This is a genomic window from Chloroflexota bacterium (assembly GCA_026710945.1).
In the GTDB taxonomy this organism is placed as follows: domain Bacteria; phylum Chloroflexota; class UBA11872; order VXOZ01; family VXOZ01; genus VXOZ01.
On sequence record JAPOQA010000033.1, the window covers coordinates 15,638 to 40,249 of the forward strand.

A 24,612-nucleotide genomic window follows, 5' to 3' on the forward strand; every position below is an offset into this window, starting at 1 on the left:
TTTCGAACGCGATCATGGAGCACGTGTGGATGCTTTGGTACTCCCAAGCAGATGACGAGTGCTTGAAGTTGCGAAGATGGATTCCTGCCCCGTATTGGGGTACGGGACAGGCTTTGCGCGGGAATGACGGAGCTCGGTGTTCTATTGTCATAGGAATGGCAGTCCGGGCTGCGCGCTCATCGCATTGCATTGCAAGCAAGATCATTAGCAGACGGCGCAAGGAACATTAGCGTGGAACGTCCATTTACAAACAAGGTCGCGTTGGTCACAGGCGCGGCATCCGGGATTGGCCGCGCTGCCGCCTTGGCGTTTGCGCGTGTAGGCGCTCGTGTGGTGCTTGCGGATGTTGATGTGCAGGGCGGGGAAGAAACGGCACAACTGGTTACGAAGAGCGGTGGGGAGGCCGCATTCCACAAGGCAGACGTGAGTTCGTCCACCGACGTAGAGAAAGTAGTGTCTGTTGCCTCGCAAACCTACGGACGCTTAGACTTTGGATTCAATAATGCCGGCGTGCTCGGCAGCGGAGCCGCAATGATCGACTTTACGGAAGACGACTGGGACGACGTGATGGGGGTCAATCTCAAGGGTGTGTGGCTCAGCATGAAATACGAGATTCCCGCCATAATGCAGTCGGGCGGTGGGGCAATAGTTAATGTGTCTTCAGTGGCGGGCCTGGTGGGCAGCCAGCACAGTCCGGCTTACGCCGCCAGCAAACACGGCGTGGTGGGTCTGACGAAAACGGCGGCGCTCCAATACGCTCCCCACGACATCCGCGTGAATTGCGTCTGCCCGGCCGCGGTCTTCAGCCCCATGTTGGAGACGTTGGTAACGCGCAATCCTCAGGTCGGCGATAGACTCTTGGCTTCGCAGCCGAACGGCCGGTTTGCCAGTCCTGAGGAAGTTGCTGAAGTGGTGGTGTGGCTCTGTTCCGATGCGGCATCGTTCGTGACCGGAGCCGCGCTGCCGGTGGACGGCGGCTACACGGCGCAGTAGAACACAGGGTGCGCCAGCCTGTCGTGGCAGCCGCTCCAGTAGTAACTCACTGCCGAATAACCCCCGCTCTACCGGCAGCCAATGCCTCGTTGTCTAGTCCGAATGCCAGAGGTTCCCCGTGAAAGATGGGAAGAGCGCGGCCAGCAGCACCTGCGCCTTGTCCGATGCGCGGCAATCAGGATCGCTCTCTTTGATTTGGGCATAGCTGCGGCGTCCGCCGAGCAGTTCGAGGAAGGTCAAGTCCGGGAAGCAGGCGTCGCTGGGCTCAACTTCACTGTGGTTCAGAGCAGCGACGTCAGCAATCCGTCCCTCTGCAAACGCGAGCCGCAGACCGCCGCGGAAGAAGTCCAACGTCAGCGTACCGGAGTAGCCTTCCGCAGGCGTACCGAGGAGATGCCGCTCCAATGCCGGGCGCACGTGGCGCAGAAACGCCGCCAGATCGGGAATGCGAATATACCAGGCGTACCCCCAACTTGAAGACCGGACCGAGTCCGGCAGGCCGGCGTAAACGGGGTCATCGCGGCCCAAAACGAACTCTATCAATCCCGGCTGCGCGCGCTCATCTTCCCCATCCGTGTTCCAGAGCGAATGAACATGCCGTGAGAGTGCCGGCGGCAGGTCCGGCGCCACGTTAAGGTGACTGATGCCCGGCGCAAGCGCGCATTGGCGCACCGAGAGAAGCCAAGGACCGGGCTTGGCGGCGAACGGGTGGTGCTGGATGTAGCCTACCGGTGTTTGCGCCGTGTCCTCGATGATGAGCCACGGCCGGTAGACTTCGCTGTCGGGAGAGCGGCCGGCGAGCTCCCATTCCCAATGCGCGTCGGAGCGCACCACGCTAAAGAGTTGCCGCCGGGCGGCATGATCGTAGACGGCACGCACAAACGCGTGGTCGGACTCGCGTAGAGGGCGGACGCGATAGCGCGAGGTGTGTTTCGTGTCGGGCAGCGGTGCGCGTACTTTGCGGCCGTAGTAAAGATCGATGGCATACGCGTAGCCGAATTGGCGGTAGTACCAGGGGATGCCGGTGATGGACTGCATCAACTCACCCTTTGACGCGCTGAGCCCGTGGATGGCGTCCATCTGCGCGCGCACCAGGCCGCGTCGGCGATAGGCCGGGTCCGTGGCCACGTGCTCAATGCGCCCGCAGCCGAACGGAATGCCCCCGTATGACCAGGTCTGCGGGATGATGCAGAGCGACGAGACGATCTTGCCGGTGCGCGTATCCTCGACCACGGTGAAGTCACCTGCTCTGGTCGTCGGATGTTTGCCGGACATGAGCTCGTGGGCCCACTCGGCCACGGGGTCAGCGGGCGAACTGTATTCGGGCACGCGTTCGATGTAGTCGACCAAGGCGTCGAAGTCTTCAGGCACGGCAAAGCGCAGGCGCAAGTTGTCGCCGAGGTCGAGGGGTGTCTGGGGCAATGGCGAAGTGTTTGGCGGCTTCATGAGAACGCATAGGTCGGTCACTCGGTAGGTTGCTCGCCCAATCGTACCATTGATGAGAATACACTGGCTACATGCGGCTGTGTTTGCGGATTGAGGATTGTCGTGCTACGTTTTGTGCAGTATCTAAATGGTGGAACTCGCAATAAACGGTCGGCTGGCCGGCCAAACTTAGAATTTGAGCGATCCGCACGTTCTTGGCGGCAAAGGAGTTACCGAAACTCATGGCAGAATTTACCACACGCCCCGTAATCACGGGTACGTTCGGCGTGGTGACGACGGGGCACTACCTGGCGACGGCAATTGGAATGCGGGTGCTGGAAAACGGTGGGAATGCCATAGATGCCGGTGTGGCGGCCGGCTTTGCGCTCAATCTTCTGAAGCCCCATTCGAACGGCATCGGCGGCGAGAGTCCAATTCTCATTCACCGCGCCGCCGCTGACGGCCCGCAGACTGTTGCCATTAACGGCCAGGGCATGGCGCCAAAGCGAGCAACCATCGAGTGGTTTCGCGCGCAGAACATCGACCTCATTCCAGGTGACGGTTTCTTGCCGGCCACGGTGCCGGGCGCGTTTGGCGCGTGGGTTACGTCGCTGCTGCGGTATGGGAGACTGAGCCTCAAGGAGACGTTGGGCCCGGTGGTGGACATGGCCCGCGACGGCTTTCCCATGTATGCGGAATTGAGCCGCTCACTTGCAACCCACGCGGAGAAATTTCGCACCCGCTGGCCGACGTCGGCCGAGGCATTTCTAAATAACGGCGCGGTACCGGAAGTTGGCTCGCTGTGGCGGCAGCCGACCTGGGCGGCCACCTTTCAAGCAGCCATAGACGTGGAGATGCGAGAGCAGCATCGCGGGCGGGAAGCGGGGTTACGCGCTGCCCTCGACTATTTCTATCGCGGCGACGTGGCCGCAAAGGCTGCTGACTTTGCAGCGAACACGGAGATTCTTGACGCCAGCGGTGAGCCGCACCGGGGCCTGATTACTGCGGAGGATTTCGCCGCCTTCCGCACCAAGGTTGAGCCGCCTGTCACGGTCAACTATCGAGGCATTGACGTCTATAAATGCGGTCCTTGGTGCCAAGGACCTGTCTTCTTACAGCAACTCACACTGCTGGAGCAATACGACCTGGCGGGCTTGGGCCACAATTCACCTGAGTATATCCACACCGTGGTCGAGGCGGCGAAGCTGGCCTTCGCAGACCGCGAGACGTACTACGGCGATCCGGCATTTGTGCACGTTCCGTTTGACCGGCTCTTGAGCAAAGAGTACGCCGCGGAGCGCAGCACGTTGATTGATCCGGCAGCGGCTTCCGCCGAACTGCGGCCCGGCGGCCTGCCGCCGCAGACCTTGGAAACGCTGCCAGGCGACCCGGCGTTCTACGCCTTTGATACGACCCATTTGGACGTTATCGATGCGGAAGGCAACATGTTTTCCGCCACGCCGAGCGGAGGTTGGTTGCCGTCCTCGCCGGTTGTTGAGGGTCTCGGCTTCCCGTTGGGCACACGCGGGCAGATGTTCTCTCTCGATAAGGACCATCCCAATGCCCTCATGCCGGGGAAGCGTCCCCGCACGACCTTGACACCTTCGCTGGCAATGAAAGACGGCAGGCCGCATATGGTCTTCGGCACGCCCGGCGGCGACATGCAGGACCAATGGACGCTACAGTTCTTTCTCAACGTGGTGGATTTCGGTATGAATCTACAGGAAGCGATTGAGGCCCCGTCTTTTCATACCATGCACTTCCCCAGTTCGTTCTACCCCCGCGCCGCCTATCCCAAGAGAGTGGTGGTGGAGGGCCGCATTTCAGCAGAAACACGCGCCGCGCTCGAGGTGCGCGGCCATGAGATCGTCGTGGGAGGGGACTGGGCGCACGGCCAGGTCACGGGTGTTCGTTTCGATCCGGATACCGGTCTGATTGAAGGTGGAGCATCTCCGCGGACGATGGTCCCCTACGCCATGGGGCGGTAGAAGGATTATTGACGCAGGGCGGCAAAGCTACCTAAAGATGGCCAAAGGTACAACTGCGGCTAATGCATAGTCTCGATAGCAAATTGCTAAAGACGAAGATGGATTCCCGTTTCCACGGGAATGACGGAACCGAGCCCGGCGTGTGGTCATTTTGTCTTGCAGTACAGGAAGACTTTTCGTGACGCCTGAATGGCCTGAATCATATCCTGATCCAGCGCTTGTGCCCCGCCTGCAACAGTTGGTGTGGGGCAAGGCCACCACGCAGTGTTTGTTTGTCGCCGCAAAGCTGGGTATTGCCGACCTGTTGGCAGACGGCCCGCAAACTGTGGATGAACTCGCTGCAGAGACGGAGACGAGCGCGGAGGCGCTCTATCGCGTCTTGCGTCTCTTGGCAAGTTTGGATGTGTTTGTGGAATTGGAGCCGCGGCAGTTTGCGCTCACCCCCATGGCGGAACTGCTGCAAGCGGATGCGCCTTGTTCCTTCCGCGACTACGCGATCGTGCACGGCAGCGAGTGGTACAACCGGGCGTGGGCGCATCTGCTCTACAGTGTCGAAAAGAACGAGCCGGCATTTGACCTTGCCTGTGGGCTTTCGCTCTTCGACTTCATGGAACAAAACCCCGACGCGGCAACTGACTTCAATAACTCGATGACGGCGCTTTCGCGCTTCGAGGCCGCCGGTGTCTGTGCTGCCTATGACTTTTCCGGTTTCGGCACCGTGGTGGACGTGGGGGGCGGTCACGGTCGCCTGCTGACCGAAGTCCTCGCAGCCTATCCCGCGCTCGACGGCATTCTCTACGACCGGCCGAATGTGGTTGATGCTACCAGAGCGGAGCTTGAAGCCTCGGAATTCGGCAGTCGCTGCCGGGTTGATGGCGGCGATTTTTTCACGGGCGTTCCCGCTGGCGGCGACGTCTACCTCCTCAAGCACATCATCCATGACTGGGACGATGAGCGGTCTGCGGTGATCCTGCGGAACTGTCGCGACGCCATGACGGCGGGTGGCCGGGTGCTCGTTATAGAAGGCGTGATGCCGCCGGGCAATGAGCCGTCGAACAGCAAGCTCTGGGACGTGGTGATGCTCGCGCTGACCTCCGGCGGGCGTGAACGCACGGAAGAAGAATACGTGGAACTCTTTGCCCAAGGCGGTCTTTCCCTTAGCCGGGTTGTTCCCACGCATGCCGTGGTGAGTATCGTCGAAGGCACGGCTGCCTAGCCGAATTTCGGCACACACTAGATGGGTAATCCCGACCCGTTGCTCACTTGTCGTGCTGCTAGTCAATTGATATGATGCAGGGCAAGTAAAGGACTATCGAGGAAGGAGGGACTTGGAAAACGCTCAATGCGGCAGGCACACTTCTTGCTGAACTTTTTTCAATACAGCAAAGACGTTGGTGCAGCCGCTTCACAGCAAACTCACTGCTTAGACGTGTTTACCCAGAACTGCTAAAGGAGACAAAGAATGTACAAGTCAACGGACGTGAACGTGACCCGGCGGCGGATGCTTGGCATTGGCGCCGGTATGCTTGGAAGTGTGGGACTCTTGGCCGCGTGTGGGCAGGTAGCCGCGCCGGTGGAAGAAGCGCCGGAGATGGAAGAGAAGGAAGCCGAGGCGGAAGCGCCCAAGATGGAGACCGTGCAGGTTGACTTCTGGTCGCTCAACGGTTTCTGGGCCTCATTCACCGAGGGCGTGGGAATGGAACTGCGCGACGAGTTTAACTCGATGCAGGACGCAATCTTCATCAACACCATGCCTACGCCGTGGAGCGAGACGTTTGAGAAACTGCCTGCTGCGGTGGCGGCCGACGCCGCGCCCGATATGTCATTCGCGCCGCGTTTCACCATCAAGACCCTTGCCCACGGTGGCCTGGCATCGGAGATGACCGAAATGGTCAAGGCCTCTGCCACCATAGATACCGGCGATATGTGGGAAGAGATCCTGAATGATGCCGTTTGGCAGGGGCGCCAGTTTGGGATGCCCTTTACGCCCGACGCCCGCACGCTCTTCATCGGCCACGAAAACCTGATCGAGGCCGGTCTGGACCCGGAGAATCCGCCCGCCACGTGGGATGACCTCTACTCAGCCATCGGCAGGCTGGTGGAGAAAGACGGCGCGAAACTCTCCCAGCTTGGCTACGTCCCGCATTGGGGCCCCGGCAGTATCTTCGCGTGTTGGATGGTGGCGGTCTGGCAGTTGGGCGGCGCCATTATTAGTGCGGACGACAGCACCTCGACGCTCGACAATGAGACAACGGTGGCCGCGTTCGAGCACATGCTCCGCATCTATGATTTGCAGGATGGCTTCTTGGCGGCAGATGAATTCCGAGGCGATGTCGATCCCCGGATTGTCTTCACCGACCGCGGCGCCAGCATGATCTATACGATCTATGACACGCCGCACCAGCCCAACTACAAAGCGGGCTTCGACAAGCTCGAATACAGCGCAGCTCCGGTGCCTTTGCCGCCGGGTGGCAATACCGTGACGTATAGCGGCTGCGGCGACAACATCATCCCCAACGGCTCCAAAAATCCGGAGCAGGCCTTTAAGTTTATCGAGTGGCTCTTCGAGGCGCCGCAAGACCTCCGCCACGCTTTGGGTAAGAGCCGGCTGCCCATGCGCAAGTCCGTAGCCAACAGCGAGGACTTCATCCAGGGCGATCCGTTGCGCAAGGAGGCCGTGGACTCGATGGCGGTTGCCGGTTTCGTCGTTGGAGCGCCGGGCGGCATCGGCCTGATCGGCATTCACAACACCATGGCACAGACCATCTTCAAGAAGGAAACGACCATCCAAGAGGCGCTTAAAGAGGCCGATCAGTTGGCTCAGGAAGTGCTGAACGAATCGTTGGCGAACTCGGTGCTTCAGTAAAGTTCGCATGTAGGATACGAACCGCACTGGTTTGTGACCGTTATGGGCCGCCCCTCACGCGCCATTAGGCGCAAGGGGCGGCTCAACTCTATATGCCGTCGCATTGCGTCCAGTTCGCGGCTTGCGTATTATCGACCCAGAAACAAGCAAGAAACTAAGGAGTTAGGCCGGTGAGAATACTGCTCTCAGGTGCATCGGGACGCGTGGGTACGAACCTAACGAAAGAGTTGCTCGCGCGGGGTCATCAGGTGCGGGGCATGGTCTTTCCGGGCGACCCGAAGGAGGACAAGCTCGATGCCTTTGATGTTGAGATCGCAAACGTGGGGCTGGATGACACTGATGGCATCGCCAAGGCGGCGGTGGGAGTGGATGCCGTAGTCCACACCGCGTGCGTCATGTCGCGACCGCCCTCCATGGAGAAGTTCACGTACTACGACATCAACACTACCGGCACCATGCGCTTGTTGCAGGCGGTGGCTGAGCAGGGCGAAAAGCTGCACCGGTTTGTGCACATCAGCAGTGATACGGTCTACCCCATGCCGTCGCTCCTCTACGCCCCGGTGGACGAGCAACACCCGCGCCTGCCGATCAAAGAGTACGGCATGATCAAAGTGCTCAACGAAGAAATGGTGGAGCACTACCGGCGCGAGTACGGACTGAGGACCACGATCATACGCCCCGGCGCAATTTTGGCGGGTGAGGAGATATTCAACGGTTGGGCCGCAGGCTTGGCGGCGCAACAGTATCGCGAGGCGAACCACGCCCAATGCGGTCCGCTGCATCACCCCGAAATGGCGGAGAACCTTGCCAAGCTGGATGAGGCGGTGAAGCAGCGCACGGACGATCCCAGCAAGCTGCTGGTCAACTACCACGACCGCGACGGCAACCCCTGGCTGTGGCAACGCACCGACGCCCGGGACGTGGTGCACGGCATCATGCAAGCATTGGAAGAGGACGGCGGGGTCGGTGCGACTCTGAACATGCACGGTCCCTACGCCATTCCATTCAGTGAAGCGACGCCAGTGCTCAGCGATCTATTGGGCCTGCCGGTGTTGGACTGGGAAGCGCCGGCCTGCTGGCAGTATTGGGCGGATAACAGTGCGGCGAAGTCGCGGGTGAATTATGCCCCGCAGCATGACTTCCACCGTATGATCGCCGATGCGGTGGCGCTGCGTGAAGGCAAGGAGACAACGGTCATTCCGGCGTAGACGGGAATCTATTGGCTTCAGCGCATTAGGTTCCATTCCAGGCGGGGGACAAGCCCCCGCGCTACGATGTGACCGGCGGAGTGCTGATACATGGCGCGGACCCTGGTGTCGCTGCCAGGCATCCGGTAGCGCAGGCCATTCGACAGGCTCAGCACAGGCCTGCCGAAGTGCTCAGGACACGTTTGCGACCTGCGCCGTACGCGACGTTATCGAGGTATCGCGCTAAGTTCGGCTATGCTTTAAGACTAAGTTGTTGAACCACTAGAGTGCATGGATTACTAGATTTCTCGCTGCGCTCGAAATGACATAAATGGGACTGAGGCCTACATAAACTGGACTGGGTGCTAAGAAGAGTCGAAGATGAAAGTACTTTACATCGACATTGATTCCCTGCGCCGTGATCACTTGGGCTGCTACGGGTACGAGCGGCCGACCACGCCGAACCTAGACCGGCTGGCGTGGGAAGGCGCGCGCTTCACCAACATGTATGCCGCCGATACGCCGTGTGTGCCGGCGCGGGCGAGCATCTTCACCGGACGTTGGGGTATCAAGACTGGACTGCTCACTCACGGCGAGCGGGCGCAATCCATTGGCGACTACGGGCGGCCGGCAGGCGAATTGGACACGAAGCCCTGGGAACAAGACGCCCGCTACGCCGGACCGACGTATCCTCCCATCGGCAGTCGAGCGCCGCAGGTGCAGCAGTATCTGGCTGAGCAGAAAGGGGAGGCAGGCTTGCGTACGGCGGTGGTCTCGACGTTTGGCGATCAGGCGTCTTGGTTCCGCATGGGCTGGAATGCGTACTACCGTCCGCAGTGGCATTTGGGGCACAGCAACGTGGAAGCGCCGGAGATTACGGCGCATGCACTGGCTTGGCTGCTAGACCACGCGCAGGACGATTTCTTCCTCTACGTCCACTACTGGGACCCGCACCAATCGTACAAAGCACCGCAAGCGTATGTGGACAAGATGCTTACCTACCCGCCGCCTGACTGGCCGTCCGACGAGCGGATCAAAGATGACGCCGAGCGCTACGCTCACATGCCGAACTCCGCCGGTTCGCACCGCATCCGGGGCAAGGAAGATTTCGATTACTGGATGGCGATGTACGATGCCGAGATCGCCTATTGCGACGAGTACGTCGGGAGGCTGCTGGATGCGTTAAAGGTAGTGGGTATTCTGGATGATACCCTCATCATTGCCGCTACCGATCACGGCGAGAATCAGGGCGAACACAGCGTTTACGGCGACCACTGGGGCGTCTACGAGACCGATGCCCACATCTGGATGCTCGCGCGCTGGCCGCAGGGCGGGATTCGGCCGGGCACGGTAGTAGATGCGGCGGGCTATACGCTGGATCTTGGCCCGACCCTATGCGCGGTTGCCGATTTGGAAACACCGGCACGCTGGCAGGGGCGCTCGCTCCTGGAGATGATGCGGGGCGAGCCGGAACCGCAGCCGCGACGCGACTACGTGTACTTGGAGCACGGCCTATGGTCGGCACAGCGGGCGATTCGCACCATCGACGCCGCGGACGGGCGCGACTGGAAGCTCATCAAGAGCTACCACGGCGGTTTGATGAACTGGCCGCTGACTCAGCTCTTTGATCTGGCGAATAATCCGCGTGAGGAAGCCAACGTGGCGGATGCCAACCCCGCAGTCACGCGGGACCTGGAATACCGCCTCTGGCAGTGGGAAGAGGAGCAACTCCAGGGCTGGCCTGATCCGCTGAAGAAGGTGGCCCAAGAGGGCCCGCAAACGGTGCTCAGCGCTCTGGAAAACATGCAAGAGGGCCCATTCCAGTGGCCGAACCCGGCAGGCCACGTGGTACCGCACAAGCGGCCATAACCATCAGCGCGCGTGCGTTCGTCATTGCCATGAAAAAGCGGTCTTGCCGTACGCCCTGAGTACTTCGACAGGCTCAGCACAGGCTTTGTCGAAGGGTGAGCGGCGGAAGCGGTTAAGAGCTTGCGACACTCATCTCTCCCTTCATGCTTCGACAAGGGCTTCGCGCAGCCCTCAGCACGAACGGAGAGATCGGAGTTCATTTTCATTCCCTTGTGCGGCCTGGGCAAAGCCATGGTGATTCCCGCGTGGGCGGGAATCCATCCTGTCCTCCGCCGGTTGTTGCCTGGACTCCGGCGAAAGCCGGAGTGACGATCCTTTGACTTCAGGCCCGGCAGGGGCCGCGTGGGCAGTAGGGATTCCAGGAGGGGGGTTAGAAAAAGAGTGACGGAGGACAACACGCCGCTAGCAGGCGCGAGAGAGTTGGATACGTCTGACTAGCCACTCAACAGGCATTATTCCTTTGGCGGGCTCCGCGACTGAGCGGCAGCGCCTCACTCTTGCCCAGCAATTCGCGCCCTATTGGCGCGTGCGCACTCTATGCGAACTCATACAAGGGGACGCTGCTCGCCGGCTGACCCTTTTGTTGTATGAGCGTTTCGACCTTGCGCACTGTGTCTGGATGGAGCAGCGTGTCGCCACAGATTGCACACACCTCAGCCGGCACGTGGTCGATGACAATTACTTGCCCTTCGCGCCGCACGGTGTGTACGATGCGTTTCGCTTCGTATTCACCAGGACAGCCTTGAATGCTGCATTTCATGTCGCTTGCCCTCTCTGCCATGGGGTTACCCACTTGGGCGACGTAGGTTCATATACGGTAATTATGACGAGAATGGGAAGAGCCGTCGTGCAAACGACATGCAAGACCCGCCCATACCACCCACTTCCGTTAAAGCAAGTAGTTTGAAAACGCCCAACATCTATCCCGTGATGCTAGGCTGCCATTGCCCAAGATTCATCACATGCCGTATCGCGCCGGGGGTGCCGAGGCGGCTATAGAGATCCTCCGTCCAGCCGAAGGTGCCGGGACGTGGACCCAAGAAGACTAGTTCCATGGGCCAGAGGAGGCCTGCGGCTTGGGGCAGGTCGGCGTGTTGGAGCGCAAACAGGATTTCGCTGGCGATGCCGGTGCCGTCAGGGCTGGAATGCGCGGCCAGCGATTCCGGCAGATCGCTCAGAATGAGCGCTTCTAAGTTGCCGTGGAGCAGCGCCACGTAGAGCGCTACTACTGCCATCTGGCCGCGACCGGCCAACGCCAGCCGCGAGCTATCCACACCGGGCAGGTGTGCAACGGCATCCAAGGCGCGCAGCGTATCGTAGACCTGCATCGACGCCACGGTGCGGCCGAGAAGCATACACGCCCGGCGCACGTGCCAATCAAGTTCCGTACCCCAGGCATTGTCTCCGGTGCCGCGCGGCTCTGCCACCACCCGTGCCCAGGAGCTATCGAGGCCTTGCAGCCAGTCTTCCGTGGCGCGGCGTTGCTCGTGGGGCGTACGCAGCGCGACGACGGCCGGTGCATCGGCATCTGCTTCCGGCAGAGTCCAAGACCCGTGCAGCCGCCAGCCGCCTTCCGACGTGTAGGCAAACCTGCCGCCAGCGACCGCATCGCCGCGCCCGGTCTCGTATTCGACCTCCGCGTCTAGAGAACCTGGCGTGCTGGGGAAGTGTCTGAACGACATCTCTGCAAGCTTGGCGCGCGCCTTGTCGCGGACGGCTGCCAATTCGTCTGCATTCGCAATAGTCGGCAGTTCCGGCAGCGTGAAGAAGTCCTCGTGAATAGTCGTGACGCGCTCGGACGTAGGCACGCCGTTTTGATAAACGCGGAGCGTGGCGGCATCCTCTTGCACTTCAGGACGGTCGTCAATGTCGCCTGCTGCCTCCGGCGATACGTCCTTATTTGCCAGGTGGCGCAGGAACCAGGAGAAGATGCCGCGGCGCGAGTTGGCGTGGTAGGAGTGGCCGCCGGGCGTCTCGATCAAGATAGTGTTCTCGCTCGCGCCCACGTGATCGTAGATCTGCTTGATTCCCGCAAAGGTCTCGCGGATTGAGCGGATGTGAAAGATACCGTCGCGATTGGCGGAGCCGATAAGCATAGGGCGCGGCGCGATGAGTCGCGCCACGTCGGCCAGCTCCCAGCCATAGGCGTTGACGAAGAACATGCAGTCGCAGTGGCCGTCTAGCGTGCGCTCGCACACGTGGGAAGCAAACGTAGCGGTACCGCAGACTGGCGCTACCACCTTCACGCGTTCGTCCGCCGCGGCAATCCACCAGCTTACCGCGCCGCCGCCCGAGATGCCGGTGACACCCAGGCGCGCGCTGTCCACTTCCGGCAATGACGCCAGCAAATCAAGGCCGCGCACGCCGTTCCAGAGTTCCACACCGGCGGGGGTGTAGCCCTGGCTGAACCAATTGAACCAGCCACGATGGCACGTACCGTGATGGTGTCCCTCTATCTCGCCAAGCTGGATCGTTTCCACGAGCAAGCAGGCGAAGCCGAGTTGGGCGAATTTGCGGGGATGCGCCTGATAGTGCTCCTTCTGCTTCTGCGCGTGGCCGCAGACATAGAGGACGCCGGGCACGGGGCCGTCGACATTCGTCGGCAAGTAGAGGTTGCCGGTCACATAGAGTCCGGGCAGGCTTTCGTAGTAGACGTTCTGAATGCGGTAACCGTCCCGTTGCGTTTCCTTGGTCACGCACATGTTCAAAGGCGGGCGCTCCGCCAAGGCCATGTGGGAGGTGATGCCCATCATTTCGTAGTACTGCGCCTGCCATTGTACACGGGCCTGCGCCCAGTCTTCCGGCGCGGGCAAGTCCTGCAAGGATTCCCCATGCATACGCCTGGCTTCGTTGGAAAGGTAGGTGCGAATGTCCACGGCTACGCCTCTTTCGGTATGTAGAGATCTGGTTGACGGTCGTCCAAATAGGTGGCTACGGTGCGCCACTGTTGCCAATCGGGGTGGTCGAGCTCCAGCGACGCCACGGCTACCCCTTCGCCCTCGTCGACTTTGGCGAGAAACCCGCCTGACGGGGCTGCGATGCAGGAGTGTCCCAGGCTCTTCCAGCCCTCTTCCACGCCGACGCGGTCGGCCATGGCCACGTGCACGGTGTTCTCCAAGGCGCGCGTGGCCACAAGGCCGCTTACCACCGTGCCGCTCCAGCCCAGGCCGCGCTGCCAGTCGTTGGTGATCCAGTCGGTGCTGTTCAGGATGACCTCAGCGCCTTCCAGGACAAGACGGCGGATGTACTCGGGGAAGATGAGGTCGTAGCAAATCGTCAGCGCCACGCGGGTACCGCCAATGTCGAACAGGGCCGGCTCGGTGCCGGGAGTGAAGGCCTCTCGTTCAGCCGAAAAGAGGTGGACCTTGCGGTAGGCCCCGTGCAGGCTGCCGTCCGGGGCGAGCAGGACGGCGCTATTGTAGAAGCAGTCCTGGCCTTGCTCGATCATGCCGGCCACGACGTAGCACCGGTGGCGCTGCGCGATCCGGCCGAGCTCGTCGGTGGTCGGACCGGGGATTGGCTCCGCCAGCGCGCCGATGCGGTCGCCGACGAAGTACCCGGTGGTCGCGAGTTCCGGCAGCACGGCCACGGTTGCGCCTTGTGCCGCGGCGGCTGCCACGAGGCTGTCGGCGCGCGCAAGGTTGGCGGCCACGTCGCCGAGCACGCAATCCATCTGAACAACAGCAAGTTTGAAGGACATGGTCGCGCCTCCCGCCTTAGACCTGAGAGTCTCCTGCTCTATCCCATCCGTTAGCAAGGATACACCCTTCGACAAGCTCAGGGCGAACGTAAGCGTGTGAACTCTCCGAACTACTCAAGCCGAATGGGATTGATGATGTGCCGTTCTCGCTGAGCCTGTCGCAGCGCGCTGTGCGACAGGCTAGACTAGCCAATCGAAAAACCAAACGGAGAGGCGGCAAGTTCGCCGCCTCTCCGTTTGCAATTGGCTAGGTTTGTGCTCTCGCTGATGCGTGAACGAGAGACCTTAATCCTTGCCTAACTTTCAAGCTCCTGGGAGATGAGCTTGACGGTCTCGGCCAGAGCGCCGCGCAGGTCGAGTTCGCTCTCACCGCTCATGGCATCGCGTACGATCTGCCATTGCTCATTGGCTGACGTGTAGCGCCTAAAGAACGGATAGGCCTTGCCTCTCGCACCGACGTCGGGCACGACGCCGAGCTGTGGCAGGTCCTCCACCGCTTTCGTCCACTCCGGCGTGTTGTAGAAGTCCAATCGCGGCGAGACCTGGTTGACGAGGAGCAGCTTCTGCACCTGTGCCTCCAGGCCGCACGTGAAGCGGCTGAATTCAAACGCCAAGTCTGGATTTGACGTACCGTCAGGCACAACCATCATGTTGATCCAGGTCGCGCCACTGGTCGTACCATCGGTGCTTGGCCCCTGCGGCATAGGCACCATCCAGAAATTGAAGTCTTCGGGGAATTCGTCGCGGACATAGTAGGCGGCCCAGGTACCCCAGGAGATGCCGGACCCTTGGCCTCCCTTGAGAATGTCTAGGTTACTGCCCGGGAAGCCTTCAACTCGGTCCTTGTAGCGCACGTGCTGGATCTGACGGTGCTCCGCTACTTCCAGCGCCTGGGCAGTGTCGAAGATGGCTTCAGTGAGCTCGGCGTTGTGCATTTCGCCGCCGTTTGCGTAAAGCCAGGCGGCAAACTCGGGCATGCCGGGAATGTGATAGGTAAAGCCGATGCGAGAGTAATTGCCGCCGGAGTCCTTGCGGGAGAGCCTCTCCACGGTTGCGGCCAAGCCTTCCCAGGTCAACTGGTCCTCGCCTTTGGGATCAAGACCCGCATCTATATAGTGGTCCTGATTAATCACCATCACGTAGGAGTCCGGGCCCCAGAAAGAGAGGCCAAAGACTTTGCCATCCGCAATGCGATAGGGATTGGCGCTGGGCATGAACTGGTCGGCTCCAACGTCCGGGGTCGTGGCGGCGTGTGCGGTGAGATCCATGAGGATGTCGTTATCCCACAGGTCACGTCCCCATATGATGGAGCTATGCACCACGTCGGCGGTAACGCGTGCAGCGGATTCCGTCGTAAGCTTTTGAATATACTCCGCGCCAAAGGGTACGTGCGAATACTCTACCGCCTCTACCTGCGGATTCGCTTCGCGGAAGGTTTCATCCGCCCAGGTGAACCAGACTTCCCATGTCGTCGCCGTGCGGCCTGGCTGGCGCCAGTCGCGGAAGACCAAGGTGACCTTTTCCATCTCAGGCTGCTTGGCTTCCTCTTTGGGCGCCTCACCTTCCGCCATCTCCTCCTTAGGCATGGCTTCGCCTGTGCTTCCACCACCACACGCAGCCATCAGCAAGAATCCGCCTGTTGCTGCACCTCCGGCGAGAAAACGCCGGCGCGAAAACACGTGAGTAGACTTGCCCGTATCCATAGCTACTATCTCCTCTTTCGGTACTATGGAGGTGTGAACCTGGATAAACAATAAATAAGCGGGTGTATAGTGTCAAGGGCCTGGGGAGCTAGCCGTTTCGCATCAGAGAAGAGGCGGGACGATGGCGCCGATGGGGGCCCTGTGACCGTGACCGACGCGGAGTGGTTCCGGCACTCTCGTTTTGCAGCACGCGGCGATGGGAAATCATAGCAGTAGCCCGGAATGAGTCGCAGATTGCGTCAGGAGGCGGGGAGCCAGCCCCGGCGCAGAGGTAGATTGAGAGGCGGGGGACAAGCCCCCGCGCTACCGTAGGGCAAGAGGCGGGGGACAAGCCCCAATGTTTTCACATTAAACATAATGTCGCCGAGCACCACGCCTCATATCCCCGGTAGCGCATGTTTGCAACCTGCGTTCCTGTAAGGTCAATCCTTTTCGTGCCTGTTTCCCTTTGCTCTGGCGGGGGACAAGCCCCCGCGCTACGGTAGGGCAAGAAGCGGGGGACAAGCCCCCGCGCTACGGTGGACCAAGAAGCAAGGAACAGACACCAATGGTTGTCACTGCGACCGCCACAGTTGAGTACAAGCCGCCACAAGGTGTCGTGCAAATGGGCGCAGGCTGCAAACCTGCGCTACCGGAGGCATGTGAGCCGGGGTTCTAGCCGGTGGCATGCGGTTGGCGCCCGCGGGAGGCGCACCACTCTTCGTATGACGGCACGTCCTCGTTGACGACCCAGAGGAAGTAGTATGCGCCGGTCTCGCCGAGGAAGCCGAAGCGCTTGCACAAGTCCTTGACGGTGGGCTCGAAACCGCCATGCGAGCGCAGGTAGTTTTGAAAACTCCCGTGTTCCTCTTCCAGGTCGCGCATCGTCTGTGCATTCTTTATGATGGCCGCCAGCTTGCGGCGGTTGCGGATGACGCGTTTGTCCTGCGCCAGATCATCCAGTTCTTTCTCGCTTAAGAAGGCAATCGCAACCGGATCGAAGTTGCGCATAGCCGCTTTGATGTCGGTCCACTTTGCTTCCACCACGGCCCACGACATGCCGCTGTGGAAGACTGCCTTGCACATGACTTCGAGATAGTCGGCAAGAGACTGCGGTTCTATTTTCTGCGGAGCTTCCATGATGCCCTCTCCGGACGTTTGGAATGGCAAGGAAACCGCTCGCCATTGAAAGAGTGTCTTCAGCAATTCGTGCAGTATGCCAGACCGTTAGACGGACAGCAATGCTGGAGAGGTCGCATACTTCGTGAGGTTCGGAAGAAGCCGGGCGATGAGAAACCCACAGTCACGGTCATGCCTGGCATTCCTTGTGGGTAGGCCCATGAAATCGGTATAATCGAGGTGAACCTACGAAAGGCAAAGCCGTTGTGAAAGCAGCAGAAGACGCAGATACTATAACGCGAGCCGATGTTCAGCACGTGGCTGACTTGGCTCGGCTGGCGCTCTCCCCTGAAGAGGAGGAGCGCTTCCAACATCAGCTTAGCGCAGTGTTTGAACACTTTCAGAAGCTTAGTGCCTTGGACACTGAGCAGATTCCCCCGACTGCGCAAGTGATCCCCCTTATAAACGTCATGCGGCCGGACGCGGTCGAACCATCGCTAACGGAACAAGAGGTGCTGGCCAATGCGCCGGACCGCGAGGGCGATCAGTTCCGCGTGCGTGCCATCCTGGATTTCTAGTCTGTGAACCTCACTGCTCTGACCGTCCATGAGGCCCAAGACCTGCTTAGCCGTGGTGAGACTACGTCTGTAGAGCTCACTGAGGCGGTCTTGTCACAAATCGAGGCTGTGGACGAGCGGGTACAAGCCTTCGTCACCGTGACTGCGGACCGGGCTCGCGCGCAGGCTATGTCGGCTGATGAACGCCGCGCGCAGGTCGGTGCAGGCGCGCCGCCCCTGTTGGGTATTCCGACCGCCATTAAGGACGTGATGAGCACGAAGGGTGTGCGCACCACGTGTTCATCGCGTATGTTGGAAAACTATATTCCCCCGTATGATGCCACGGTCATGAAGAAGCTGAATGCACAGGGCATCGTGTTGGTGGGCAAGACCAACATGGATGAGTTTGCCATGGGTTCCAGCACGGAGCATTCAGCCTTCTTCACCACGCGCAACCCGTGGGACACCGATCGGGTACCGGGCGGTTCCAGCGGCGGTTCGGCAGCGGCGGTTGCTGCTGACGAAGCAATCTTTTCGTTGGGCTCCGACACCGGCGGTTCGATCCGGCAACCAGCCGCCCTTTGCGGCGTGGTTGGCATGAAGCCGACGTACGGGCGCGTGTCACGGTATGGTCTCGTCGCGTTTGCTTCCTCGCTGGACCAGATCGGACCGTTTACGAAGGACGTCACCGACTGCGCCATGGTGCTGGAAGCGATTTGCGGCCATGATCCGCGTGACGCCACGTCAGCCCCCCAAACTGTGCCAAACTGGCGGGAAGAGATGAAGCAGGATGTCAGCGGACTGCGGATTGGGGTACCGCGTGAGTATTTTGGCGCAGGCACCGACCCGGCAGTCGAACAGTCGGTTCGCCAGGCTATAGATCAGTTGGTTGGTTTAGGTGTTGCGGTTGAGGACGTTTCTCTGCCCCACACCGACCATGCGCTCGCCACGTATTACATTATCGCCCCGGCGGAAGCCAGCGCGAATTTGGCGCGCTACGACGGCATCAAATATGGATACTCAGATCAGGAAGCAGAGACGATGTGGGAAGCGTACAGCCGCACACGGGGCCGGGGCTTTGGTTCCGAGGTGAAGCGGCGCATTCTCGTCGGCACCCACGCGCTCTCCAGCGGTTATTACGACGCCTATTATTTGAAGGCGCAGAAGGTACGTACATTGATTGCGGCGGACTTCCAGCAGGCGTTTGAGCGTGTAGACGCCATCGTGTGCCCCACGTCCGCAACCGTTGCCTTCAAGATTGGCGAACGGGTTGACGACCCAATTAGCATGTACTTGTCTGACCTGTACACCTTGCCCTGCAACGTCGCGGGCCTGCCCGGCATTTCCCAGCCGTGCGGACTCGTGCAGGGACTACCCGTCGGGCTGCAATTCATTGGTAAGCCGTTCGACGAGTCAACGCTCTTGCGACTGGCGTACGCCTACGAACAAGCGAGCGGCAACCGCTACAAACCTGCCCTCTCTCAAGGAGCACCACAGTAATGACCGCATCCTCTATCACAGGCACAGGCCCGGCCACTGAGGCCGACGTTACCGGTAGGATGTCGTCCCGCGTCCGACAGGTGCCGGCCTCCGGCATTCGCAAGTTCTTCGACATACTTGCGAGCATGGACGACGTCATCTCGCTCGGTGTAGGAGAGCCCGACTTTGTGACCCCTGCACATATCTTGCAAGCCGGAGTAGACTCGCTCGGCCAGGGCGAGACGCACTACACCTCGAACTACGGAATCATCGAGTTACGAGAGGCAGTGGCGGAATATCTCAGCAAACACTATGGTGCCGACTACGATCCAAAGACGGAGATTCTCATTACCGCCGGCGTGAGTGAAGCAGTCGACATTGCCTTGCGCGCCGTGATCGATCCCGGCGATGAGGTAATCGTGCCGGAGCCCGCGTATGTCTCGTACCGACCGTGCATAACATTCGCCGGCGGTGAGCCGGTTGGCATAAACAGTTCGGCGGAAACCAACTTCCGCATCACCGCAGAGCAAATCAGCGCGGCGATCACACCGCGGACCAAGGCATTGTTACTGGGCTTTCCGGCAAATCCGACCGGGACCATGTTGCCCCGCGCGGAGTGGGAGCAGATTGTCGACCTGGCTCGCAAGCACAATCTCATCATGCTCTCCGACGAGATCTACGGGCGACTTGCCTACACGATGGAGCACACGTGCGTCAGCGCTCTCCCCGGGGCCTGGGACCGCACCATCCTGCTCGGCGGCTTTTCGAAGTCCTACGCCATGACCGGCTGGCGCATCGGTTACGTGGCCGCGCCGAGCGCGGTGTTGGAATACATCATGAAGGTGCACCAGTACGTGCTGATGTGCGCGCCGACCATGAGCCAGTACGCGGCCCTGCAAGCCGTGCGGCACGGCGAAGCCGACATCGAGCAGATGCTCGGTGAGTACACCAAGCGGCGTACGCTCATCGTTGACGGTTTGAATGACATGGGGCTTGACTGCGTGGAGCCGGACGGCGCGTTTTACTGCTTCCCCAGCATACGTTCGACCGGACTCTCGTCCCAGGAGTTTGCGGAACGCTTGTTACAGGAAGAGCACGTCGCCTGTGTGGCGGGAGATGCTTTCGGCCCGTGCGGCGACGGCCACGTGCGCATGTGCTATGCCGTGCCGACCGCCGACATTGAAGTAGCGCTAGAACGAATCGCGAATTTCGTCAAGCGCGCGCAAGTGTAGAGTAGCCATTCGCGTGTCGCTAACGGCCATGTGCAATGAGTGACACAACTTTGTAATTCAGTGAGAATGGGCCGTCCGGTAGCGCAGGTTTGTAACCTGTGCTTCAGAGAAAATAAGACACGTCAGGTGGCGTAGGTTTGTAACCCCGTATCGAGTACGGGGCAGACTCTGCGTCAGCGTGGGAGCAGAAGAAATGGCAACTGCCGTAGCAGAAAAATACCGCACCGTTATCGGTCTGGAATTCCACGTGCAGCTCTTGACGGAGAGCAAGATGTTCTGCGCGTGCAGCGCGCAGTACGCCGCCCATCCGCCGAATACCGTCGTCTGCCCTGTCTGTCTTGGCCTACCCGGTGCCCTGCCGGTCATCAACGAGAAGGTCATCGAGTGCATCGTGATGACGGGCATGGCGCTGAATTGCCGGATTCCGGAGTTCGCCAAGTTCGACCGCAAGAACTATCCCTACCCCGACCTACCCAAGGGTTATCAGATCTCCCAGTTCGACTTGCCATTTTGCATAGAAGGAAACCTTGCATTGGACGAGGAAGATGGCGGTCGCAACATTGGGATTACGCGAGTTCACCAAGAGGAAGACACGGCGAAGTCGACCCACGTGACGGCACCAAGCGGCGAACGATATTCACTCGTTGACTTCAACCGCTCCGGGGTGCCGCTCATGGAGGTAGTGACGGAACCGGACATTACCACGCCGCAGGAGGCGGCGGCGCTGGGACGCAAACTGCGCCAAATCGTGCGTTACCTTGGCATTTCCACCGGCAACATGGAAGACGGCGCCATGCGCTGCGACGCCAACATCTCGGTGTGGCCGGCGGACGCGCCTCTTGGCGACATCAAGGTTGAAGTCAAGAACATGAACTCATTCCGCGCTGTGGAGCGGGCCTTGCTGTTTGAGCAAGAGCGGCAGACCGGCATTTTGGAGAGCGGCACCGACACGCGCGTCACCGAAACTCGCGGCTGGGTAGAGACTACAGGCGAGACGGTATCGCAGCGCTCCAAAGAAGAAGCCCATGACTACCGCTACTTTCCTGAACCGGACCTCCCGCCCTTGCAACTGTCACGGGAATGGGTGGAGGGAGTCAGAGAGAAACTTCCTGAGTTGCCGGGAGCAAAGCAGCAACGCTTCATGACCGCCTACGATCTTTCAGCCTACGACGCTGCCCTGCTCACGCAGACTCGTGACTTGGCAGGGTATTTCGAGACGGCGTCGGCGCGCGCCAAGAATGCGAAGGCCGTAGCAAATTGGATGCTTCGCAACCTGCTGCAACGCCTTAATGAGTCTGGCAGCGAGATCAACGACTGCAAGATAACGCCCGATGCGCTTGCCGACATGATCATGATGATTGAGTCGGGCGAGATCAGCAACCGCATGGCGCAGGAAGTCTTCGACCAGATGTTCGACACGGGCAAGAGTGCGCGCGATATTGTGGAGGAACAAGGTCTGGCACAGATCAGCGACGAGGATGCACTCGGGGAAATCGTGGCCCAGGTTATTGCGGAAAACCCCGACGCTGTGCAAGACTTTAAGCAGGGGAAGAAACGGGCCGTCGGCTTCTTGGTCGGTCAAGTGATGAAGGCCACGCGCGGCAAAGCAAACCCCGGCATCGTAAATCAGAAGCTGCAAGAAGAGTTGCGCCAGGTCTAAACGGGTGGTGTTCGACTCATGGTGTAGACTCAGCGCCAAAGCGATGGGCTGTCTGGCTCAACGAAGAGTCTAAGCTGTGCGCTTTGTCCGGCAGGGACGCCGGTAAAGAAGGAGGCATAGTACATGTCCGAGCTTATCGATCAACAACACCGGATTAATCCGCTCTCGATCGCTCTCGACCAGTTTGACCGCACGGCGGAAATCTTGCACCTTGACGACGATATGCGCAAGGTGCTCCGCGTCCCCAAGCGCGAACTCACGGTCAATTTTCCCGTGCGCATGGACGACGGCAGACTGGAGATGTTCTCCGGCTATCGTGTCCAACATAACGTGAATCGCGGCCCGGCCAAGGGCGGTATTCGCTTTGCGCCCGACGTGGACATCGAGGAAGTGCGTGCGCTGGCGATGTGGATGACGTGGAAGTGCGCCCTGGTGGGCATTCCCTACGGCGGTGCGAAAGGCGGCGTTGCGTGCAATCCAAAGCAGCTCTCGCGCACCGAGCTTGAGGGGCTGACGCGCAGATTCACGACGGAGATATACACGCTGATCGGCCCGGAATCCGATATTCCCGCACCCGATATGAACACTGACTCGCAAATCATGGCGTGGATTATGGATACCTACAGCATGCAACGCGGGTACTCTGTGCCCGCAGTCGTGACCGGCAAGCCCCTGGAGATTGGCGGCTCCGCGGGAAGAACCGAAGCTACCGGACGCGGGGTGACCTATGTGGTCGAGGAGGTGCTCGGCCACCAAGAGGAGCGGTTGGAAGACAAGACTGTGGCTATTCAGGGATTCGGTAACGTGGGTTCGCATGCCGCTGAACTCTTGGCGGCACAGGGGGCAAAGGTGGTGGCAATCTCGGACGTCAGCGGCGCCGTTTACAATGCCCGTGGGCTTGACGTGAACGCGGCGCTGCAGATCAAAAACGAAGGCGTGCTGGTGAGCGACCTGCCCGGCGGCGAACGCATTAGTAACGATGAACTCTTGGAACTGCCCGTGGATATCTTAGTGCCGGCGGCCATCCACGGCCAGATAACGGCGGAAAACGCGGATGACATTCGCGCCCGCTTTATTGCCGAAGCCGCCAACGGCCCCACGACTCCGGAAGCAGACGAAATTCTGCGCGACCGGGGCATTGTGGTTATCCCCGACGTTCTCTGCAATGCGGGCGGCGTCACCGTCTCCTACTTCGAGTGGGTGCAAGGTCTGCAGTCGTTCTTCTGGGAAATCGAGCAGATTCGCAGGCGGCTGAAGAGCATTCTAGGCCGCGCCACACAGGAGACCATTGCGACCGCGGAAAAGTATGACGTTGATCTCCGCATGGGAGCGTCCGCCGTCGGTGTGAGCCGCGTGGCGGAAGCTACGCTATCCCGCGGAATATATCCCTAAGCAAGCCCGTGGGGCGAACGTGAGTCATCCCGCACTACCTATGACTTCCTGCACAAAGGGGAGCGCAGGGTTCCCCTTCCCTATAGGGTAGCGCTGCAGTCCCTTCACCCCGAGAGCATAGTAGTTCCCTCTCCCCAAGAGCACAGTAGTTCGCTCTCCCAGAGAGTACAATAGTCCCCTCTCCCCGAGAGTACAATAGTCCCCTCTCCTGGGGGAGAGGGTAAGGGTGAGGGCGAATCCCTGCCACCCTACCCATTCTCACCGAATCGACTACAAAACCATGTAGTCACCTGCAGGGGAAAGGGGGCGAGCTACGCGAGGATCCCCTCACCCCGGCCCTCTCCCCCAGGGAGAGGGAGTCGTCTGCGTGCCAGCCAAGTGTTCTTAGCCCGTACACGCGGGAGTTTCACGTTACTCGATAGCGAACGTCACACGAATGTGCGCGGTAACACTCACGGCGCCGCCCTGCACGGGTGAGGAAAAACCGCCACTGTCAAATGCGGCTTCCGCGGCAAAGGCGACTCCTCTCGCTTCCGGTCTTTCAATCCACTCTTCATTGACCACGAGCGCAGAGCCAAGCGTTACGCCGAGCGTATCGGCAATAGTCTGCGCTTTGGCCTGGGCATTCTGCACCGCCGCGATCAGCGCGTCTGTCACGATGGTCTCGGAGTCGCTCAAGCCGAACCGCACGCCGCCGACTTGGTTGGCGCCGGCAGTAACCGCCGCGTCAAGCACCGAGCCTGCTTTTTCGATATCGTGGACCCTGACGCTTATATCGTTTGACGCCCGGTAACCAACGATTTGTCGCTGCTCACCGGGTTGCACCAGGGAGCGGTCTTCGTAGACGGGATAGAGGTTGATGCCGGAGGTCTGAATATCTTCTTCTGCAATCCCGGCGTCCAGGACCGCGGCCACCACGCCCGTCATCTGCTCGCTGTTGAGTGCCAGTGCCTCCTTTGCGGTTTCTCCCGTCGTCTGTACGCCGAGCGACAGTGTGACCAAGTCCGGTTTGGCGCTCACCGTGCCTTGACCCTGTACTGAAATGCTACGCTCGAGAGATTTCTCTTCGCCGCCGTTGTAGGCCGTCGCTGCCGAGGCTTCGGCTTCCGCCGCCGGGGACGCGGCCTGCACCGCCGCGGTGGCGCATCCAGCCAAGAGCAGTAGGCTCGCGATGGCTAGCAGACCAACGAACTTCTTCGTGAAACGCATTTCGGTCACTCCTTCTTTAGAGCCTATGTCTGAATATAATAGTGCTCGCTCACAACAGCGCACGGACTATTGCGGACCCCAAGCGGTTTTCTTGCCTTACAAAGGGAAAACATCCTAGGGCGTGTCGTCAAAGTAATTTCATCCAAATGGCCAGTGCCCGGATCTGGCAGGCAGCCAGGTACGATGCCGTCTTTTTGGCGTAGCGAGTGGCCACTGCCCGCCATTCCTTGAAGTCTCGAAAGCCATTCTCCACC

General features: G+C 60.2%; 19 protein-coding genes. 11 read left to right on the forward strand and 8 right to left on the reverse strand.

The features are described from left to right. Positions 1-231: 231 nt before the first annotated feature. Positions 232-993 (forward strand): glucose 1-dehydrogenase, encoded by a 762-nt coding sequence (locus OXE05_06785; protein ID MCY4437023.1) that lies wholly within the window; start codon positions 232-234, stop codon positions 991-993. Positions 994-1,086: 93 nt separating this feature from the next. Here OXE05_06785 and OXE05_06790 read toward each other — a convergent pair whose 3' ends face one another. After that, positions 1,087-2,460 (reverse strand): GNAT family N-acetyltransferase, encoded by a 1,374-nt coding sequence (locus tag OXE05_06790; protein ID MCY4437024.1) that lies wholly within the window; start codon positions 2,458-2,460, stop codon positions 1,087-1,089. Positions 2,461-2,660: 200 nt separating this feature from the next. On the opposite strand from OXE05_06790, the gene OXE05_06795 reads away from it, so the two are divergent. From OXE05_06795 to OXE05_06815, 5 genes are all read left to right on the forward strand, one after another. Beyond that, positions 2,661-4,406, forward strand: a complete 1,746-nt coding sequence (locus tag OXE05_06795) for a gamma-glutamyltransferase family protein (GenBank protein MCY4437025.1) — start codon at positions 2,661-2,663, stop codon at positions 4,404-4,406. Positions 4,407-4,584: 178 nt separating this feature from the next. Beyond that, positions 4,585-5,622 (forward strand): methyltransferase, encoded by a 1,038-nt coding sequence (locus OXE05_06800; GenBank protein ID MCY4437026.1) that lies wholly within the window; start codon positions 4,585-4,587, stop codon positions 5,620-5,622. Between the two features lie 246 nt (positions 5,623-5,868). Continuing rightward, positions 5,869-7,272: an extracellular solute-binding protein gene (locus OXE05_06805; GenBank protein ID MCY4437027.1), complete on the forward strand. Its 1,404-nt coding sequence runs from the start codon at positions 5,869-5,871 to the stop codon at positions 7,270-7,272. A gap of 170 nt (positions 7,273-7,442) precedes the next feature. Continuing rightward, the gene (locus tag OXE05_06810) at positions 7,443-8,480 is read left to right on the forward strand and encodes an NAD(P)-dependent oxidoreductase (GenBank protein ID MCY4437028.1); all 1,038 of its coding nucleotides are present in this window, start codon (positions 7,443-7,445) and stop codon (positions 8,478-8,480) included. Positions 8,481-8,840: 360 nt separating this feature from the next. Continuing rightward, entirely contained in the window at positions 8,841-10,328 is a 1,488-nt protein-coding gene (locus tag OXE05_06815) for a sulfatase (GenBank protein MCY4437029.1), read from the forward strand. A gap of 535 nt (positions 10,329-10,863) precedes the next feature. On the opposite strand, the gene OXE05_06820 is transcribed toward OXE05_06815, so the two are convergent. The 5 genes from OXE05_06820 to OXE05_06840 all read right to left on the reverse strand — a co-directional run bounded on the left by OXE05_06820 (position 10,864) and on the right by OXE05_06840 (position 16,850). Beyond that, positions 10,864-11,088, reverse strand: coding sequence for a YgiT-type zinc finger protein (locus OXE05_06820; protein MCY4437030.1), 225 nt, complete (start codon positions 11,086-11,088; stop codon positions 10,864-10,866). A gap of 160 nt (positions 11,089-11,248) precedes the next feature. Then, entirely contained in the window at positions 11,249-13,204 is a 1,956-nt protein-coding gene (locus OXE05_06825; protein ID MCY4437031.1) for an acetylxylan esterase, read from the reverse strand. A 2-nt stretch (positions 13,205-13,206) separates the two neighbouring features. Next, the gene (locus tag OXE05_06830; protein ID MCY4437032.1) at positions 13,207-14,028 is read right to left on the reverse strand and encodes a carbon-nitrogen hydrolase family protein; all 822 of its coding nucleotides are present in this window, start codon (positions 14,026-14,028) and stop codon (positions 13,207-13,209) included. Positions 14,029-14,324: 296 nt separating this feature from the next. Beyond that, a complete protein-coding gene (locus OXE05_06835) occupies positions 14,325-15,731 on the reverse strand; it encodes a substrate-binding domain-containing protein (protein MCY4437033.1) in 1,407 nt (468 codons plus the stop codon). Between the two features lie 654 nt (positions 15,732-16,385). Next, positions 16,386-16,850: a DNA-3-methyladenine glycosylase I gene (locus OXE05_06840; protein ID MCY4437034.1), complete on the reverse strand. Its 465-nt coding sequence runs from the start codon at positions 16,848-16,850 to the stop codon at positions 16,386-16,388. Between the two features lie 245 nt (positions 16,851-17,095). Between OXE05_06840 and gatC the strand changes: the two genes are divergently transcribed. The 5 genes from gatC to OXE05_06865 all read left to right on the forward strand — a co-directional run bounded on the left by gatC (position 17,096) and on the right by OXE05_06865 (position 23,149). Then, positions 17,096-17,407, forward strand: coding sequence for an Asp-tRNA(Asn)/Glu-tRNA(Gln) amidotransferase subunit GatC (gene gatC / locus OXE05_06845; GenBank protein MCY4437035.1), 312 nt, complete (start codon positions 17,096-17,098; stop codon positions 17,405-17,407). Positions 17,408-17,410: 3 nt separating this feature from the next. Then, positions 17,411-18,886, forward strand: coding sequence for an Asp-tRNA(Asn)/Glu-tRNA(Gln) amidotransferase subunit GatA (gatA, locus tag OXE05_06850; GenBank protein MCY4437036.1), 1,476 nt, complete (start codon positions 17,411-17,413; stop codon positions 18,884-18,886). Then, a complete protein-coding gene (locus tag OXE05_06855) occupies positions 18,886-20,097 on the forward strand; it encodes an aminotransferase class I/II-fold pyridoxal phosphate-dependent enzyme (protein ID MCY4437037.1) in 1,212 nt (403 codons plus the stop codon). Before gatA ends, OXE05_06855 begins: the two co-directional genes overlap by 1 nt. Positions 20,098-20,290: 193 nt before the next feature. Then, positions 20,291-21,757 carry an Asp-tRNA(Asn)/Glu-tRNA(Gln) amidotransferase subunit GatB gene (gatB, locus tag OXE05_06860; protein ID MCY4437038.1) on the forward strand — a complete coding sequence of 489 codons (1,467 nt, stop codon included), beginning with the start codon at positions 20,291-20,293 and terminating at the stop codon, positions 21,755-21,757. Positions 21,758-21,880: 123 nt separating this feature from the next. Continuing rightward, a complete protein-coding gene (locus OXE05_06865) occupies positions 21,881-23,149 on the forward strand; it encodes a Glu/Leu/Phe/Val dehydrogenase (protein MCY4437039.1) in 1,269 nt (422 codons plus the stop codon). Positions 23,150-23,560: 411 nt separating this feature from the next. Here the strand turns inward: OXE05_06865 and OXE05_06870 are convergent, their stop codons facing one another. Both OXE05_06870 and OXE05_06875 read right to left on the reverse strand, forming a co-directional pair. Then, positions 23,561-24,358, reverse strand: a complete 798-nt coding sequence (locus tag OXE05_06870) for an SIMPL domain-containing protein (protein ID MCY4437040.1) — start codon at positions 24,356-24,358, stop codon at positions 23,561-23,563. A gap of 127 nt (positions 24,359-24,485) precedes the next feature. Next, positions 24,486-24,612 (reverse strand): IS5/IS1182 family transposase (locus OXE05_06875; protein MCY4437041.1); only part of this gene is annotated, 127 nt, incomplete at its 5' end.

Coding starts and splice junctions, on each gene's coding strand:
- OXE05_06815 (MCY4437029.1), top strand. CDS start 8,841: ATGAAAGTACTTTACATCGACATTGATTCCCTGCGCCGTGATCACTTG.
- OXE05_06870 (MCY4437040.1), bottom strand. CDS start 24,358: ATGCGTTTCACGAAGAAGTTCGTTGGTCTGCTAGCCATCGCGAGCCTA.
- OXE05_06830 (MCY4437032.1), bottom strand. CDS start 14,028: ATGTCCTTCAAACTTGCTGTTGTTCAGATGGATTGCGTGCTCGGCGAC.
- OXE05_06835 (MCY4437033.1), bottom strand. CDS start 15,731: ATGGATACGGGCAAGTCTACTCACGTGTTTTCGCGCCGGCGTTTTCTC.
- gatB (MCY4437038.1), top strand. CDS start 20,291: ATGGCAACTGCCGTAGCAGAAAAATACCGCACCGTTATCGGTCTGGAA.
- OXE05_06865 (MCY4437039.1), top strand. CDS start 21,881: ATGTCCGAGCTTATCGATCAACAACACCGGATTAATCCGCTCTCGATC.
- OXE05_06820 (MCY4437030.1), bottom strand. CDS start 11,088: ATGAAATGCAGCATTCAAGGCTGTCCTGGTGAATACGAAGCGAAACGC.
- OXE05_06855 (MCY4437037.1), top strand. CDS start 18,886: ATGACCGCATCCTCTATCACAGGCACAGGCCCGGCCACTGAGGCCGAC.
- OXE05_06795 (MCY4437025.1), top strand. CDS start 2,661: ATGGCAGAATTTACCACACGCCCCGTAATCACGGGTACGTTCGGCGTG.
- OXE05_06840 (MCY4437034.1), bottom strand. CDS start 16,850: ATGGAAGCTCCGCAGAAAATAGAACCGCAGTCTCTTGCCGACTATCTC.
- OXE05_06805 (MCY4437027.1), top strand. CDS start 5,869: ATGTACAAGTCAACGGACGTGAACGTGACCCGGCGGCGGATGCTTGGC.